This is a genomic window from Caballeronia sordidicola, from assembly GCF_000729995.1.
GTDB classification, from domain to species: Bacteria; Pseudomonadota; Gammaproteobacteria; order Burkholderiales; family Burkholderiaceae; genus Caballeronia; species Caballeronia sordidicola_A.
The window spans coordinates 86242-101993 of sequence record NZ_JNFG01000023.1 but is presented as its reverse complement, the minus strand read 5'-3'; the positions used below and the strand labels follow the sequence as shown (position 1 = coordinate 101993).

The window sequence follows — 15752 nt, the reverse complement described above, 5'->3', positions numbered from 1 at the left end:
ACCAGGATGCGATCGAATTCATGTGCCGTGAAGCGCCTGGCGCTGTCTACGAACTCGAACACATGGGCATGCCGTTCGACCGCAACGCAGATGGCACGATCTATCAGCGTCCGTTTGGCGGGCACACGGCGAACTACGGTGAAAAACCGGTGCAGCGCGCTTGCGCCGCCGCCGACCGTACCGGCCATGCGTTGCTGCACACGCTGTATCAGCAGAACGTCGCAGCCAAGACGCACTTCTTCGTTGAATGGATGGCGCTGGATCTGATCCGCGACGCCGACGGCGACGTGCTCGGAGTGACTGCCATGGAAATGGAAACGGGCGACGTCCACATTCTCGAAGGCAAGACCACGCTGTTCGCCACGGGCGGCGCAGGCCGGATCTTCGCGGCATCGACGAACGCGTTCATCAATACCGGCGACGGACTCGGCATGGCGGCCCGCGCGGACATTGCACTTGAGGACATGGAGTTCTGGCAATTCCACCCGACTGGAGTCGCGGGTGCGGGCGTGCTGATTACCGAGGGAGTGCGCGGCGAAGGCGGCATTCTGCGCAACTCGGACGGCGAGCGCTTCATGGAACGTTATGCGCCGACGCTGAAGGACTTGGCGCCGCGCGATATGGTCTGTCGTTCCATGGGACAAGAGATCAAGGAAGGGCGCGGCGTTGGACCCAACAAGGACCACTTGCTGCTAGATCTGTCGCACATCGGTCCCGAGACCATCATGAAACGTCTTCCGTCGATCCGCGAGATCGCGCTGAAGTTTGCGAACGTGGACTGCATCAAGGAACCAATCCCGGTCGTGCCGACCATTCACTATCAGATGGGCGGTATTCCGACGAACATTCACGGGCAGGTCGTCGGCACGTCGAAGGATAGTGAAGAACCGGTCAATGGCTTCTACGCGGTGGGCGAGTGTTCGTGCGTGTCGGTGCACGGTGCGAACCGCCTCGGCACGAACTCGCTGCTGGACTTGGTGGTGTTTGGCCGCGAAGCGGGCAACCACATCGCCAGGCACGTGAAGGAAATCAGGGAGCAAAAGCCGCTGCCGGCCGATGCCGCCGATTTCGCGCTTGAGCGTCTCGACAAGCTGAATAAATCGACGTCGGGCGAATACTCACAGACGATAGCCAACGACATCCGTTCGACCATGCAGGCCCATGCAGGGGTGTTTCGCACTACAAGTCTTATCCAGGAGGGTCGGGAGAAGATCAGGGAACTGACCGAGCGCACGAATCACGTCCATTTGAAGGACAAGTCGAAGGTGTTCAACACAGCACGGGTCGAAGCGCTGGAACTGGCGAACCTGATCGAAGCGGCACGCGCCACCGTTGTGTCCGCGGACTCACGCAAAGAGAGTCGTGGTGCACACGCCAACGCCGATTTCCCGGACCGGGACGACGTCGACTGGCTTCGGCATACCTTGTGGTTCAGCCGCGGCGACCGCATCGATTACAAGCCGGTGCACATGCAACCGTTGACCGTTGAATCGATTCCGCCGAAAGCGCGTACCTTCTGAGCGGGGTCCAAGGCGCTCGAGACATGCCTCTGTTGTGATGGATGCCCCTTCACTCAACTACCTCTCGTCCAAACATCGCCATTCAAGCCGGGTAGTGGTCACATAAGACCCACATTCAGGCTCTATTCCTCATATAAAACCCGCACTGCACTCCTCGGTAGATACCCTCGATTGACGGACAGATTGTTCGGGAAGATACTTTGTCCGTACAAACAAACAATTGAGACAGGAGCGCTGAACATGCAAGCCGAAGAATTGGGGAAGCAACGGTATCGCGCGAGTTATGGGCGCTATTTCGAGGAGTTCACGGTCGGGGATATTTACGAACATCGGCCGGGCCGGACGATCACCGAGGCTGACAACATCCATTTCTCGTTGCTGACAATGAACTTCCACCCGATGCACTGCGATGCCGCGCATGCCGCCAAAAGCGAGTTCGGGCAATTGCTGGTGAATAGCGGCCTGACGGTTGCGATCGTGCTCGGCATGTCGGTGAACGATGTCAGCGGCAAGGCCATCGCGAATCTTGGCTGGAAGGAAATCAAGCTGACAGGTCCCGTATTTTGCGGCGATACGTTGTACGCCGAATCTGAAGTGCTTGAAAAACGCGAATCGAAGTCACGTCCCACGCAAGGGATCGTCACCGTCCATACGCGCGCATTCAAACAAGACGGTACCCCTGTCATGGATTTTGTACGCACCGCGTTGATCGCTAAAAAAGGCTATGGCACCGGGGACTAGCAGAGCGCCGCAGCCCGCAAGGAATGTCGATTCGGCCCAAGAACGAACGGCGTTTCATCTCTCTCTCACAGTAAGGAGACAACTGTGAATCAACTCGTAAGCTCAGGCGCGCGGCTAGACAGATTGCCGATGGCTGCTTTCCACTGGAAGATCCTCGGCCTCATCAGCGCGGGCGCGTGCCTCGATGCATTCGACGTGTATCTCGCCGGCGGCGTAGCGGCCGCGATGATGAAGCAAGGCTTCTCGACGCTGCATCTCAACGCGCTGTTCGTGTCGGCGGGATTCTGCGGGATGGTGATCGGCGCGGGCTTGTCAGGGTATCTCGGTGACCGCTTTGGACGCCGCTCTTCGTATCAGTTCAACCTCGCGCTATTCGGCGTGATGTCGATCGCAGCCGCGTTTGCGCCGAGCATCTACTGGTTGATCGGTTGTCGTTTCCTGATGGGCATCGGGCTGGGCGCCGAACTGGTCGTCGCCGCCGGAACGCTGTGCGAATTCATCCCGCCGGCGTATCGCGGACGATGGATATCGCTGCTCGGACTGATTGTCAACTCGGGCCTCGTGATCGCAACGAGCGTGGGTTATGTCGTGATCCCGACGCTGGGATGGCGCTGGATGTTCGCCATTGCGGGCGTCGGCGCGATGATCGTCTGGGCGCTGCGTCACAGCATGCCGGAGTCGCCGCGCTGGCTCGAGTCGGTCGGCCGCCTCGATGATGCCGAGCGCACCGTGAGCGCGATCGAAGCCGAGGTGTCGAAGCAGCGTGGGCCGTTGCCTGAATGCGCTCGTACGCAGAATCTCGAGGTTCCGCAATTGCCGTTCAGCGCGCTGTTCCGGCGCGGCATGATCGGCCGCACGCTGACCGCTGCCCTGACCGCGATCGCGGTGAATGTCGCCGTGTACGGTTTCGTGGCGTGGCTGCCGACCTTCTTTGTGAAGGAAGGGCGTGACGTGGTGACCTCGCTTGGCTTTACCACGCTGATGTCGTTCGGCGCTCCGTTTGGCGCGGTCCTGGGCTTCCTCTGTGCGGACCGGTTGGGGCGTGCGAAGGGTCTCGTATTCTTCTCGATCATGACGATCGTGCTCGGCTTCATTTATCCGCAGATGGTCGCCAACGCCGCGATTGCTTGCGTCGGCTTCGTGCTCGTGAGCTGCATTTTCGCGATCGTCACGCTCGGGCTTTTTGGCTATGTGCCGGAGTTGTTCCCCACCGCCTTGCGTTTGCGGGGAACGGGTGCGGCAGGCGTATGCGGCCGGCTTGCATCAATGACCACTTCCTATGTTGCCGTGCTGCTGTATGCCCAGTTTGGATTGTTCGGCGTGCTTGGCATGGTGTCAGGGGTGCTGATCCTGTTGATCGTGGCGATCGTTTCGCTCGGTGTGGATGCGAACCAGTATTCGCTCGAAGAGGCATCACCGGATGATGATGCACTCGATACCAACCTCGATTTCAAGCAAGAAGGAATTGCACGGTGAACCCAACTTCCATCTCCGCCGCGCTTGCGCGCTTCACGACGAACCTGCAACTGCCGGATGTACCGCAATCGGTACGCGAACGTGCCAAGCATCTGATGCTGGATAGCATCGGCCTCGCATTCGCGACCACCACGTTCAATTATTCACGCATCACATTGGCCGCCATGCAGGAACTCGGCAGCGGCAACGCGTCGGTGTTCGCACACTCGGAACGTCTCGCGATGCGCGACGCGATGCTCCTGAACGGACTCCTGATCCACGGTCTCGATTTCGACGACACCCATGCCCGTGGCGTCATCCATTCGACCGCTAGCGCGTTGCCCTGCGTGTTTGGCCTCGGCGAGCGCGAGAACGCGAGCGGTGCAGATCTGCTCACCGCGTATCTTTGCGCCATGGAGGTATCCACGAGAGTGGGGGCGGTTGCGCAAGGCGGTTTCCACAAAGCGGGCTTCCACCCGACAGGGCTTGCAGGCACATTCGGCTGCACGCTGGCCGCCGCGCGCCTGCTGGGGCTCGACGAAGCAAGCGCGACCCATGCGCAGGGGATTGCGCTGTCCATGGCGTCAGGCAGTCTTGAATTTTTGCAGGACGGCGCGTGGACCAAGCGCCTGCACCCAGGGTGGGCCGCCGTCAGCGGCACCGTGGCGGCGTCGCTGGCCAAGCACGGCTTCGTAGGTCCGGGCGCGCCGTACGAAGGCCGCTACGGCCTCTTTGCGCTGCATCTGAGCGATGACGCCATGCCGGATCTTTCCATCGCGACAGCCGGGCTGGGAGAGCAGTGGGAAATCGATCATGTCGCGCTCAAGCCGATTCCCGCTTGCCATTTCACCCATGCCTCGTCCGATGCCGCCGTCGAGCTCCATAAGCAGTACGGCCTCACCGGTGATGAGATCGAGAACGTGATCGTGCGTGTGCCGGGTCCGACCGTTGATGTGGTCTGTGAGCCGGTAGCGAACAAGAAGCGTCCGTCGAACAGCTACGACGCGCAGTTCAGCATTCCGTACATCGTGGCGACCGGATTGCTGAAGGGACGCTTCACGCTCGACGATCTCGACGACGCTTCGCTCGCCGACCCGGCAGTGTTGTCGCTGGCGCAACGCGTCAATTACGAAGTCGATCACGAATCCACATTCCCGCGCCATTACACCGGCGAGGTGATCGTCTTTACCCGCGACGGGCGCCGTCTGGTCCATCGCGAAGCGATCAACCGCGGCTCGTCGGACCGGCCGCTGAGCAACGACGACATCGTCGCGAAGTTCTTCGACAACGCCCAGCGCGCGGTCTCGCACGAACGTGCCGCTCAGGTCCGCGACGCGGTTCTCGATCTCGAACGCACGCCGGTGTCCACGCTGGCAGGCGTGCTGCGTCGTCCTCTTTAATTATTGCTGCAAGCCTTCGCCTTCAAGGCAGGAGATTTCATGGCTACCATCGATGTAGAAACGACAGAAACAGCGGAAGAGGCGAGGGCAAACGAAGTATTGATTCTCGACATGCTTGACCGCTTCCTCAAGACCGAAGTCAAGCCGTATGTCCATGCGCTCGAAGCCGCCGATGAATACCCGCACGAGATCGTCGGGAAGATGAAGGAGATGGGGTTATTCGGCTGCCTGATCGCTCAGGAGTATGGAGGCCTGGGTCTGTCGACATCGACGTACGCAAAGATTGTCGACCGGATCTCGGCCGTGTGGATGTCGGTAAGCGGCATCATCAACTCGCATTTGATCATGGCGATGACCGTGCAGCGCAACGGCACCGCGGAGCAAAAGAGCAAATATCTTCCGCGCATGGCCACGGGTGAGTTGCGCGGCGGCATCGGCTTGACGGAACCAGATTGCGGCACGGACCTGCAGGCGATCCGTACAGTTGCACGGCGTGAAGGCGATGAGTACGTGGTCAACGGCAGCAAGACCTGGATCACGAATAGCCTGCACGGCAACGTGCTTGCGCTGCTGGTGAAGACCGACCCGAAGGCGCAGCCGCGTCACAAGGGCATGACGCTGCTGATCGTCGAAAAAGGTCCCGGCTTCGAAGTCAGCCGCAAGCTTGAAAAGCTGGGCTACAAGGGAATCGATACGTGCGAGCTGACCTTCACGGATTTTCGCGTGCCGGTGTCGCAAGTGATCGGCGGCGAAGAAGGGCGCGGCCTGAAGCAGATATTGGGCGGACTCGAACTGGGCCGTATCAATGTAGCGGCGCGCGGTGTGGGCGTGGCGCAAGCTGCGCTCGACGAATCCGTGTCCTATTCGCAGCAACGCAAGACCTTCGGCAAGCCGATCTGCGAGCATCAGGCAATTGCGTTGAAGCTCGGCGAAATGGCAACCCGGGTGCAGGCGGCGCGCTTGTTGACTGAGGCGGCCGCGATTGCGTATGACCGCGGGGAACGGTGCGATATGGAAGCCGGCATGGCGAAGTATTTCGCCACCGAGGCGGCGCTCGAAAACAGCATTGAGGCAATGCGGATTCATGGCGCCTACGGCTACTCGAAGGAATTCAACGTCGAGCGTTTGTATCGCGATGCGCCGTTGTTATGCATTGGCGAAGGCACCAACGAGATGCAGCGAATCATCATTGCCAAGAATTTGATTGCGAGGAATCCGATATGACTTTGCCGCTCTCCGGTGTGCGTATTGTCGCGGTCGAGCAATACGGCGCGGGTCCGTTCGCGACCCAGCATCTTGCCGACCTCGGCGCGGAAATCATCAAGGTCGAGAATTTCCGCGAAGGCGGCGACGTTGGCCGCGCGGTCGGTCCGTACTTTTTCGGCGAAGGCGATAGCCATTTCTTCGAGGCGTTCAATCGCAACAAGTGCAGCCTGACGCTTGATCTGAAGAAGCCGGAAGCTCGCCAGGTGCTGCTCGATCTGGTCAGGAAAAGCGACGCTGTTTTCAACAACCTGCGTGGGGACCTGCCGGCCAAACTCGGGCTGACCTATGACCAGTTGAAGGAAGCGAATCCGGCTATTGTCTGCGGCCATCTGTCGGCTTACGGGCGCACGGGAAGCCGTGCGTCGTGGCCCGGTTATGACTACCTGATGCAGGCGGAGGCCGGCTATCTGTCGGTCACGGGCGAGCCGGATAGTCCGCCGGCGCGCTTCGGTTTGTCGATCATCGACCTGATGACCGGCACCACGGCCGCCATGGCGCTGCTCGCGGGAATCGTGCAGGCGCGTGCTTCGGGCATTGGCCGCGACATGGACGTCAGTCTCTTCGATGTCGCCATGCACAATCTTGCCTACGTCGCGACGTGGTACCTGAACGGAGATGTCGTGACCGGCCGCGATCGCCGGTCGTCGCATCCATCGCTTACGCCGAGCCAGTTGTACAAGACTCAGGACGGCTGGATCTTCCTGATGTGCAACAAGGAGAAATTCTGGGGCGTGCTGGCCGAAGTCCTCGACAAACCGTCATGGGTCACGGACGAACGCTTCAACAATTTCAAGGCACGGCTGGCCAATCGCGACTTGCTGGAAAAGGAGCTCGACGCGGCGCTGTCCACCGCGACCACGGCAGAGTGGCTGAAGCGTTTTGGCGGCCGCGTGCCCGCTGCGCCGGTCTATGACGTCAAGCAGGCGCTCGACAATCCGTTCGTGGCCGAGCGCGAGGGCGTGGTCGATGCCGAGCATCCGCGCTTCGGCAAGATTCGTGGTGTGGCGGCGCCGGTGCGCGTGGATGAACCGTTGCCGTTGCGCGCGGCGCCCGATCTGGGGCAGGACACGGACAGGTTGCTCGCGGAACTCGGTTACGATGCTGATCGGATCGCCTCGCTCCGCGAGAAGGCCGTCGTGCAATGAACGCCGAAGTGTTGCGCGACGAGTCTGGACGGGCGCATTCATCCCGTTCACCTACCTTCACGCAAGAGCCGATGGTCACAGTCCTGGGTCAGCAACCGCGTTACATGCAATTAGCGCAGACGCTTCTCAATGAAATTCAGAGCGGCCGCTTTCCAGTCGGTTCCACTATTCCGACCGAGTTCGAACTGTGCGAGCAGTTCGGCGCCAGCCGTTCGACCGTGCGCGAAGCGGTGAAGCAACTGGTGCAGTTGGGCATGGTCGTGCGGCAGGCCGGGGTGGGCACAACCGTGAAAGCCGTGCGATCCGAGGGCGGGTATCGGCAAGTCATGCAGCAACTGAGCGATTTGCATCGCTATACGGCCGATACCGTCCTGCAGATTTTATCGAAGGAAACATCGGAGGTCCGGGACCCCGGGATCCGCGACATGCTGAAGGCCAGGCCTGGCGAAACGTGGCTGCGGATCGCGGGCTTGCGGCGTTCGGGCGACAGTCCTGATCCGATTTGTCATACGGAAGTCTGGATCCAGCCGGCATTTCGATCGCTGGTGGTGCACGAAAGCGAATCGCATGTGCCGATCTATACGCTGATCGAGAAGCAGTTTGGTGAACGCATTGCCCAGGTGCAGCAGGAGATCCGGGCCATCGCCATGCCTTCGGCTATCGCCGCGCTTGTCAACGTCAAGCCGCGAACGCCTGCGCTCTGGCTTTGCCGCCGATACCTCAATCAACGCGGCGAAGTGGTCGAAGCAGCGATCAGCATTCATCCGGCCGACCGATTCAGTTATTCCGAGACTTTCCAGCGTGACTGGAATGCCGGATAACCCCTTATTCAGGAGACAGATATGTCGGTACGCAGTTATCTTTTCGTGCCCGGAGATCGCCCGGAACGTTTTTCAAAGGCGCTCGCGACGGCCGCGCATCAGGTCGTGATCGACCTTGAAGATGCAGTCGCACCCGATGCAAAAATCCAGGCGCGCGAGAGTCTTGCGACGTGGCTTGAGTCTGGTCTCGCGAACGCGGACAAGCCCCGCGTCATGATTCGCGTGAATGCGTTCGGCACGCCGTGGCACGAAGACGATGTGAAGATGGTGCGCGCGTCGCAGGTCTCGCGCGTCATGGTGCCCAAGGCCGAAGTGGCGAGCGAGCTGGCCGATGTTGCATTGCGTTGCGGCGAAGGCGTGTCGCTGGTTGCGTTGATCGAGAGCGTGGTCGGCGTCGTGCAGATGCGCAGTATCGCGCATGAAAAGTCGGTGTCGCGGCTTGCATTCGGCTCGTTCGATTATTGCGTCGATGCCGGCGTGGAAGACAGCGGCCGTGAGCTCGATTATGTCCGCTCGCAATTCGTGATCGAGTCGCGTTTTGCCGGACTGCCAGCGCCCGTTGACGGCGTGACCTTATCGATTGACGACGCTGATCTGATTGCCGCGGATGTCGCGGCCGGCCGGCGATTTGGCTTCGGCGGCAAGCTCTGTATTCATCCGCGCCAGGTCGAGGCCGTGAACCAGGGCTTCGCGCCTAGCGACGCGGATTTTGCGTGGGCCGAGCGTGTGCTGGCGAAGCTCGCGGAGAATCCGAAGGGCGCAATTGCAGTTGATGGAAAGCTTGTCGACAAACCCATTGTCGATCGGGCAAAACGCATCATCGAAAGCTTCACGCATTAGGCCGATGGAACGTCAACTTCTCCATGTGCGCCGTATCGAATTGAGTGGCTTTCGCCGCGCGGACGGCCTGTATGACATTGAGGGCGTGCTCAAGGATACGAAGACCTACGACCGCCATTCGAGCGGCGTTGTGCGGCTCGCCGGTGAAGCGATTCATCAGATGCGCCTGCGGATCACGGTCAACACGGATTTCCTGATCGTCGATGCCCACGCGGAATCCGAAGTCGTCCCTTATCCCGGTTTCTGCGATGTGATCGGACCGGAATATAAGAAGCTGATCGGCTTGACGCTGAAGGCTGGTTTTACGCGCGAGACCCGTGCGTTATTCGGCGGCACGAAGGGCTGCACGCATTTGACCGAGTTGATCGGCGGGGTGGCGACCGCCGCGTTCCAGACCATGAGCGAGGAGATCAACGCATCGAACGACCAGCAACCATTCCAACTCGATGGCTGCCACGCGTTGCGAACCGACGGGGACGCCGTGAAGACGTTCTACCCGACGTGGTATCGGGCGAAAGAAAATGAAGCGTGACCCGCGCCGAGGCCTTTAGAGCGCGCCCTATCGGGGAATGACCCGCTCGACCTTTAGCCGCTCAAACAGGTCAATGAATGCATCCAGCGTGCTTTGGTACGCCAAAAAGCCTGCCTTCCTGCTCTTCGACATATCGGTCACCACTTCCATGGGCCGTCCAAGGTCGGCGTCCGTATGCCACCAGGATGCGAGGTTTTCAATCACCGGCTCCTTGAGTTCATATTGCTTGGCGATAGCCTGCCATTCCCGTGCACCGTCCTGCATCCGGCTTTCTAACGGACGCGTCACGCCGTCGAACGGTGCGGCTTCGATGCCAAAGTAGTCCGCGATCTGCGACCACATCCACTGCCATCGAAATACATCGCCATTTGCGACATTGAAATCTTCGTTCCTTGCTTGCTCACTGCTAGCCGCCCATTCCAGATGTCGTGCCAACAGGCGGGCGTCAGTCATATCCGTCAGTCCGTTCCATTGCATGGCGGAGCCGGGAAATATGAACGGCTGGCCGCTCTGCTTGCACAACGTCGCATACACCGCGAGTGTTACACCCATGTTCATCGCGTTGCCCAGCGCGTAGCCAATGACGGTGTGCGGCCGGTGCACGCTCCATGTGAAGCCGAAGCGGGAGGCTGCGTCGAACAGCCTGTCCTCTTGCTCGTAATAGAAGTTCTCGACCGGTTGACGGCCTTGCTCCTCACGGAACGGAGTCTTGGGGACGGCGCCTGTCCCGTAAGCCTCGAATGGGCCAAGGTAGTGCTTCAGGCCCGTGACCAACGCCGCATGACCGTTTTGCAGCGATGGACCTACGACGTTCAGGACGTTGCTTACCATCGCGCCATTGACGCGGATATTTTCCTTCTCGCTCGCCTGCCGCGCCCAGGCAGTGAAAAACACGGCGTCCACGTTCACATCGTTCAAGGCAGACGCGACTTCATCCGGCGCAGTGAGGTCGGCTGTGCGCGCATGCACGCCCGCGGTCAGCGTACCGCGTCCGCGCGAAAGGCCGGTCACGGTCCAGTCAGTAGCTAGCAGATGTTCGGACAGCGCGGTGCCGATCACGCCGCTGGCACCGACGATCAAAGCGCGTTTTTGCATGGCGAATAACCAGGGAAAAGTGGAAAGAAAACAGCTTATTCGATAGCTGGGTCGTCATTCACGATAGTATTTCATCCTATTCAGGAAACATTTTCACTAATGACATGTCATCCGCCGAAAGCCTGAAGGGCATTGCTCCGTTTGTTTATGCAGCCGATTCGGGCAGTTTCGCGTCGGCCGCCGAGCGCCTCAACCTGACAAGTTCGGCCGTCAGCAAAAGCGTGGCGCGGCTGGAGGAGCGCCTAGGCGTGCGGTTGTTTGAGCGAACGACACGCTCTCTTGCGCTCACGGATGCAGGCTCGGCATTCTATGAAACGTGCGTGCGCATACTGCGCGAGCTCGCTGAAGCTGAAGCAATCCTCGCTGCTCAAAAGCTCGAACCCATGGGGCGCATTCGCATCGACTTGCCGGCGACGTTCGGTCGTCTTGCCGTGCTGCCGATAGTGACGAGACTCTGCGAGCACTATCCCAATCTGCTGCCGCACGTGACGTTCACGGACCGGTTTGTCGATATTGTCGAAGAAGGGGTCGACGTGGCAGTGCGCATTGGCGCAATGAGTGAGTGGCCCGCATCGGTCGCGCATCACTATGTCGGCAACGAGCGTCTCATCTTTTGTGCGTTGCCAGACTATCTTGAACGCCGGGGTTTACCGACGACTACCGACGCGCTTATCGAGCTCGACTGCATCTGTTATGGAAGGCCCGATGGAACCGTCAGTTCATGGACCTTTGCTTCCGAAGGTGGCTCTGTCGTGAAACGCGCGATGTCTTATCGCCTTGTGTTTGGGGACGCAGAGGCTCTGCTCGCAGCCGTAGAGGCGGGATTGGGTATTGCACAACTTGCGACGTGGCTGGCGGATGACAGGTTGCGTACCGGCCGGCTTGTCGAGGTCCTTGCCGACTTCGCAACCGACGGCCTGCCGCTATTCTTGATCTGGCAGAGAGCACGTCAATTGACGCCGAAAGTGGCTGCAGTGGTGGAAATGCTAAGGGCATCGCTCGCGGTGCAGTGATGCGATTGCGATCGCGATTGCGATCGCGGCACTGCCGTCGCTGGCGAGATGACGCTTCACCTTGCCTTGAGCTCGCAATGCCCCGAGCGTCGTAATGACTCAAGGCGAAGGCTCCCGGCGAGCGATGGCCAAGAGCCTCGCCTGGAGCCTCCAACCGACTTACTGCGTTGCTCGCGCCGCAGCGATGATTGCCGCAGCGACGTCTGCCGGCTTTGACAACATCGCAACGTGGCTTGCATCAACCTTCACAACCGTCGCACCGATCTCCTGCGCCATTGCGCTCTGCAAAGCCGGGGGAATCATGCGGTCCTTTTCAGTCAATACCCACCACGACGGTTTGTTATGCCACGCGGCTTCGGTCACCTTGTCGTCGGTACACCCGGCGAACCACGGACCTTGAGTCGCGGCCACCAGGCGGGCTTGTGCAACCGGCAGGTCCTGGGCGAAGTCGTGAATGATCGCATCGGTCGAAAGTGTCAGGTATCCGGCCGAATCCTTCTGCAGCGCGGACGCCCATGACGGCGCCGGCTTCCCCTTCAGGACGTCGTTGATCGACTGGTCCTTGTCGAGCGCAAAAGCGGCAACATACACCAGCGCTTTGACCTTGTCGTCATTACCGGCTTGCGTAATGACAGCACCGGCCCATGAATGGCCGACCAGGATGACGGGACCGTTCTGTTGCTCGATCACTCGTTTCGTGGCCGCTGCATCGTCGTCGAGCGACTTGAGCGAATTTTGCACCGCCACCACGTGCAAGCCTTTCGCCTGCAGAATGGGGATAACCTTGTCCCAGCTCGATCCATCGGCAAACGCGCCGTGCACCAGCACCACATTCTTGCCTTTCAGATCGTCAGGTGCGGACGCGGCGCTCGCCGGCGTGAATGCTGAGAGCGACATCAGGCCACCGAGCAAGAGCGTAGCGGCCAGGCATTTTTTAAGCAGCGTGTTCATAATGTAAATCCTCTTGAAGAAATAGGCTTGGGAAGGAATTTAGTGCGCGGAGTGGAGAATGCGCTGATTGGGCGAGCCCTTGTATCGGTCAAATGACCGAGTCTGGTCAGACGGGGGCCATGCGTGAGCAGCGAAAAAAATGAGGCGAAACTGATGCAAGACGTATCTGCTATCCGGGTGCTGGACGCCGTCAAGGCGCTTGCATTCGTCGGCGACCTCAGCATGGGGCAGCCAACCGATCATTCGATGCGAACCGGTTGGATCGCCGCGCGGCTCGCCGCCGACGCCGGCCACGACGACATGCAGTGCGGCGTCGTCAAGGAGGTATCGCTGCTGCGCTGGTCGGGTTGCACGGCTAACGCGGCGGGTTTCTCGGAGTGGCTGGGAGACGACATCGGCAGCAGGGCGAATATGCTTGCGATGCGTCCTGGATGGGCCGGCGACGATGAATCACCGGGAGGGTTTGGCGCGGCAATCACGCCGCTGGCGCAGATTCACTGCGAGGTATCAGGCGAGGTCGCGCGCATGCTCGGACTGGCCGGCGCCACCCAGGTTGCGTTGCGGCACATTTTCGAAAGTTGGGACGGCGGCGGTTTTCCGAACCGCACACAAGGCGCCAACGTGCCGGATGCGGTTTTTCTCGTCGCGTTGGCCGGCGATATCGAGATTTTTAGCCGGATCTATGGGGTGGAGCAGGCGAAAGCGTTGATCACCCAGAAGGCCGGTCATCAGTATCCGCACGCGCTCGCGCAACTCGCATTGTCCCGCTCGGCGGAGTGGCTGGACGAGCTCGAACAGTGGAGTGCGTCGACGCCCGACGACGCCCTGCATACCCAGCCGATGCAGCAAACGAGTGCGCCGGAAATCATCGCCGATGTGATCGACCTGAAGCTGCCCTGGATGGCAGGCTATTCACGGCGCGTGGCCGAAGCGTCGGCCGCGTGTTGCGCGCGCCTGGGCCTGGGTGAGGAGACAGAGCGCCGCGTGTATCTCGCCGGTTTGATCCACGGCATGGGACGCGCAGCTGTCCCGAATGCGATATGGAACACGCCGGGTCGTCTGCCCGCGGCAGCCTGGGAGAAAGTGCGGCTGGTCCCTTACTGGACTGCACGGGCGGGCAAGCAGATCGGCGGCCTCGCTCGCGAATCGGAGATTGCTTCGCTTGCCTATGAGCGGATGGACGGCTCGGGCTATTTTCGGGGCGTGGCAGGCGAGGGTATAGCTCGCGAAGGCCAGGTGCTTGCTGCCGCCGCCGCCTGGGTCGCGTTGCGCTCGAAGCGTCCCTGGCGTGAGGCCCTTTCCCCCGAAGATGCCGCAACACTGCTGCGTGAGCAGGCGTCGGCAGAGCGCTTCAATGCCGATGCCGTCAGTGCGCTGATCTCGAATGAACATGACGAGTATGACGGCGGCGGAATTTGGGTTAAACCCCGCTCGGCTCAAGGCACGCTGCTGTCGCCTCGTGAATCGGAGGTGCTTCGTCACATCAGCCTGGGCGCCAGTAACAAGGAGGTCGCAAAGGCGCTGGAGTTGAGTCCCAGCACGGTGCGCACGCACGTCGAAAGCGTGTTCCGCAAGCTCGAATGCTCGACGCGTGCGGCGGCCACTTTGAAGGCGTCGACGCTTAAATTGATTTGATGTCGAGGCGATTCAACCGGCCGCGCTGAGATTGGGGCCGGTTAACGGATATCGATGGGTAGATCGAAGCAGCGCATCGGCTCCAGATCAGGCGCGAATTATTTTCTGTCGCGCTGTAACCATCGTTGCCTCATCGACGAATTTCCATTTGCTGGCCATTTACCGGCCTTAGTGACGAATTAAACAGGCGGACGACATGATGAAAACGATCATTGGACGGGCGGCACTGGGGTCCCTGTTGCTGACGCTGGCGAACATCGCCTTCGCCGGGGAGGCGCCTTACAACAAGACCCAATTCGACCAGCAGGTTGCCGCCGGTAAGCCAACGGTTGTGTATTTGCACGCGACGTGGTGCCCGACCTGCAAGATCCAGCAACCGATTGTCGACCGGCTCTCATCGGATGCTGAATTCAAATCACTGACTGTCTTCGAGGCGGATTACGACACGGAAACCGCGTTGAAGAAGAGCCTGCGCATCACTCAGCAGTCGACCTTCGTCGTATTCAAGGGAGGCCACGAGGTCGCGCGGTCCACCGGTCAAACCACTGAACCCGCTATTCGAAAGACGTTCGAATCAGCCCTTTGATGGACTTCGGGCTCGGCACTTATGTGCTGGGATTCGTGGCCGGGGCGGCATCGATACTGTCGCCCTGCGTGCTGCCGCTAATCCCGATTCTCATTGCGTCCGCACTGTCGAAACACCGCTTCGGCACGCTCGCTTTAGCGGGCGGCCGCAGTTTGTCGTTCGCTGCCGTTGGCACGGTGCTCGCCAACCTTGGCGCGAATGCCGGGCTCGATCCCGAGTTATTTCGCCGGGTGGCGGCCGCGTTGATGGCCGTGTTCGGGATTGTGATGTTGTCCAGCCGCCTGTCAGCCGCCTTTGCCATGCTAGGTTCACGGGTGGGCAACGTAGCGCAGGGTGCGTTGAGCTCCTTGAGTGGTGACGGCCTTGTATCGCAGTTTGGCATTGGACTGTTGCTGGGACTGGTCTGGAGCCCGTGCGTTGGACCGACGCTGGGCGCCGCTACGACGCTCGCCGCGCAAGGTACCCACCTGGGGCAGATAGCGTTGCTCATGATTGTCTTTGGCATGGGCGCAGGTGTCCCGCTGCTGGTGCTCGGCAGCGTATCGCGCGCCTCGCTGCTTCGGTCGCGCGGATTGCTCGCGTCATTGGGAAAGGTATCCAAGACTGCGCTCGGCATGTTGTTTGTCGTGCTGGGCGTCATTATTTTCCTGGGGTATGACAGGAATATAGAGTCGGCGCTGCTGTCGGTCTCGCCGATGTGGCTGACCCGGCTGACGACATCGATATAAGCCCGTTATTCAGTGCGAATGAGA

15 protein-coding genes are annotated in these 15752 nt (G+C 60.3%); 13 read left to right on the top strand and 2 right to left on the bottom strand.

Going from position 1 to position 15752, the window contains the following annotated elements; genetic code table 11:
* From sdhA to FH08_RS0122865, 9 genes are all read left to right on the top strand, one after another.
* Window positions 1–1520 (top strand): succinate dehydrogenase flavoprotein subunit (gene sdhA / locus FH08_RS0122905; RefSeq protein ID WP_031360592.1); only part of this gene is annotated, 1520 nt, incomplete at its 5' end.
* 240 nt (window positions 1521–1760) lie between these two features.
* The gene (locus FH08_RS0122900; protein ID WP_031360591.1) at window positions 1761–2261 is read left to right on the top strand and encodes a MaoC family dehydratase; all 501 of its coding nucleotides are present in this window, start codon (window positions 1761–1763) and stop codon (window positions 2259–2261) included.
* 129 nt (window positions 2262–2390) lie between these two features.
* Window positions 2391–3737 (top strand): MFS transporter, encoded by a 1347-nt coding sequence (locus FH08_RS0122895; protein WP_051888457.1) that lies wholly within the window; start codon window positions 2391–2393, stop codon window positions 3735–3737.
* Entirely contained in the window at window positions 3734–5116 is a 1383-nt protein-coding gene (locus FH08_RS0122890) for an MmgE/PrpD family protein (protein WP_031360589.1), read from the top strand. Before FH08_RS0122895 ends, FH08_RS0122890 begins: the two co-directional genes overlap by 4 nt.
* 39 nt (window positions 5117–5155) lie before the next feature.
* A complete protein-coding gene (locus FH08_RS0122885; protein WP_031360588.1) occupies window positions 5156–6340 on the top strand; it encodes an acyl-CoA dehydrogenase family protein in 1185 nt (394 codons plus the stop codon).
* Window positions 6337–7527: a CaiB/BaiF CoA transferase family protein gene (locus FH08_RS0122880; protein WP_031360587.1), complete on the top strand. Its 1191-nt coding sequence runs from the start codon at window positions 6337–6339 to the stop codon at window positions 7525–7527. The genes FH08_RS0122885 and FH08_RS0122880 overlap by 4 nt, the downstream gene beginning before the upstream one ends.
* A 71-nt stretch (window positions 7528–7598) precedes the next feature.
* The gene (locus tag FH08_RS0122875) at window positions 7599–8348 is read left to right on the top strand and encodes a GntR family transcriptional regulator (protein WP_031360586.1); all 750 of its coding nucleotides are present in this window, start codon (window positions 7599–7601) and stop codon (window positions 8346–8348) included.
* A 21-nt stretch (window positions 8349–8369) separates the two neighbouring features.
* Complete coding sequence (locus FH08_RS0122870) at window positions 8370–9188, top strand: HpcH/HpaI aldolase/citrate lyase family protein (protein ID WP_031360585.1); 819 nt, start codon at window positions 8370–8372, stop codon at window positions 9186–9188.
* Between the two features lie 4 nt (window positions 9189–9192).
* Window positions 9193–9720, top strand: a complete 528-nt coding sequence (locus FH08_RS0122865; RefSeq protein ID WP_031360584.1) for a DUF2889 domain-containing protein — start codon at window positions 9193–9195, stop codon at window positions 9718–9720.
* A 27-nt stretch (window positions 9721–9747) separates the two neighbouring features.
* Here FH08_RS0122865 and FH08_RS0122860 read toward each other — a convergent pair whose 3' ends face one another.
* Complete coding sequence (locus FH08_RS0122860) at window positions 9748–10815, bottom strand: SDR family oxidoreductase (RefSeq protein WP_031360583.1); 1068 nt, start codon at window positions 10813–10815, stop codon at window positions 9748–9750.
* Window positions 10816–10919: 104 nt separating this feature from the next.
* On the opposite strand from FH08_RS0122860, the gene FH08_RS0122855 reads away from it, so the two are divergent.
* Window positions 10920–11828 (top strand): LysR family transcriptional regulator, encoded by a 909-nt coding sequence (locus FH08_RS0122855; protein WP_031360582.1) that lies wholly within the window; start codon window positions 10920–10922, stop codon window positions 11826–11828.
* A 159-nt stretch (window positions 11829–11987) separates the two neighbouring features.
* Here the strand turns inward: FH08_RS0122855 and FH08_RS0122850 are convergent, their stop codons facing one another.
* Window positions 11988–12779 carry an alpha/beta fold hydrolase gene (locus FH08_RS0122850; protein ID WP_031360581.1) on the bottom strand — a complete coding sequence of 264 codons (792 nt, stop codon included), beginning with the start codon at window positions 12777–12779 and terminating at the stop codon, window positions 11988–11990.
* Window positions 12780–12932: 153 nt separating this feature from the next.
* On the opposite strand from FH08_RS0122850, the gene FH08_RS0122845 reads away from it, so the two are divergent.
* The 3 genes from FH08_RS0122845 (at window position 12933) to FH08_RS0122835 (ending at window position 15728) form a co-directional block, all read left to right on the top strand.
* Complete coding sequence (locus FH08_RS0122845) at window positions 12933–14414, top strand: HD domain-containing phosphohydrolase (protein WP_031360580.1); 1482 nt, start codon at window positions 12933–12935, stop codon at window positions 14412–14414.
* 196 nt (window positions 14415–14610) lie between these two features.
* Window positions 14611–15000 carry a thioredoxin family protein gene (locus FH08_RS0122840; RefSeq protein ID WP_031360579.1) on the top strand — a complete coding sequence of 130 codons (390 nt, stop codon included), beginning with the start codon at window positions 14611–14613 and terminating at the stop codon, window positions 14998–15000.
* Window positions 15000–15728 (top strand): cytochrome c biogenesis CcdA family protein, encoded by a 729-nt coding sequence (locus tag FH08_RS0122835; RefSeq protein WP_031360578.1) that lies wholly within the window; start codon window positions 15000–15002, stop codon window positions 15726–15728. The genes FH08_RS0122840 and FH08_RS0122835 overlap by 1 nt, the downstream gene beginning before the upstream one ends.
* The last annotated feature ends 24 nt before the right edge of the window (window positions 15729–15752 follow it).

What these genes read in the sequence shown, in the direction of transcription:
- FH08_RS0122870 (WP_031360585.1), top strand. Translation starts at nt 8,370, where the DNA reads ATGTCGGTACGCAGTTATCTTTTCGTGCCCGGAGATCGCCCGGAACGT.
- FH08_RS0122840 (WP_031360579.1), top strand. Translation starts at nt 14,611, where the DNA reads ATGATGAAAACGATCATTGGACGGGCGGCACTGGGGTCCCTGTTGCTG.
- FH08_RS0122900 (WP_031360591.1), top strand. Translation starts at nt 1,761, where the DNA reads ATGCAAGCCGAAGAATTGGGGAAGCAACGGTATCGCGCGAGTTATGGG.
- FH08_RS0122895 (WP_051888457.1), top strand. Translation starts at nt 2,391, where the DNA reads ATGGCTGCTTTCCACTGGAAGATCCTCGGCCTCATCAGCGCGGGCGCG.
- FH08_RS0122860 (WP_031360583.1), bottom strand. Translation starts at nt 10,815, where the DNA reads ATGCAAAAACGCGCTTTGATCGTCGGTGCCAGCGGCGTGATCGGCACC.
- FH08_RS0122885 (WP_031360588.1), top strand. Translation starts at nt 5,156, where the DNA reads ATGGCTACCATCGATGTAGAAACGACAGAAACAGCGGAAGAGGCGAGG.
- FH08_RS0122845 (WP_031360580.1), top strand. Translation starts at nt 12,933, where the DNA reads ATGCAAGACGTATCTGCTATCCGGGTGCTGGACGCCGTCAAGGCGCTT.
- FH08_RS0122880 (WP_031360587.1), top strand. Translation starts at nt 6,337, where the DNA reads ATGACTTTGCCGCTCTCCGGTGTGCGTATTGTCGCGGTCGAGCAATAC.
- FH08_RS0122855 (WP_031360582.1), top strand. Translation starts at nt 10,920, where the DNA reads ATGTCATCCGCCGAAAGCCTGAAGGGCATTGCTCCGTTTGTTTATGCA.
- FH08_RS0122865 (WP_031360584.1), top strand. Translation starts at nt 9,193, where the DNA reads ATGGAACGTCAACTTCTCCATGTGCGCCGTATCGAATTGAGTGGCTTT.
- FH08_RS0122875 (WP_031360586.1), top strand. Translation starts at nt 7,599, where the DNA reads ATGGTCACAGTCCTGGGTCAGCAACCGCGTTACATGCAATTAGCGCAG.
- FH08_RS0122835 (WP_031360578.1), top strand. Translation starts at nt 15,000, where the DNA reads ATGGACTTCGGGCTCGGCACTTATGTGCTGGGATTCGTGGCCGGGGCG.
- FH08_RS0122850 (WP_031360581.1), bottom strand. Translation starts at nt 12,779, where the DNA reads ATGAACACGCTGCTTAAAAAATGCCTGGCCGCTACGCTCTTGCTCGGT.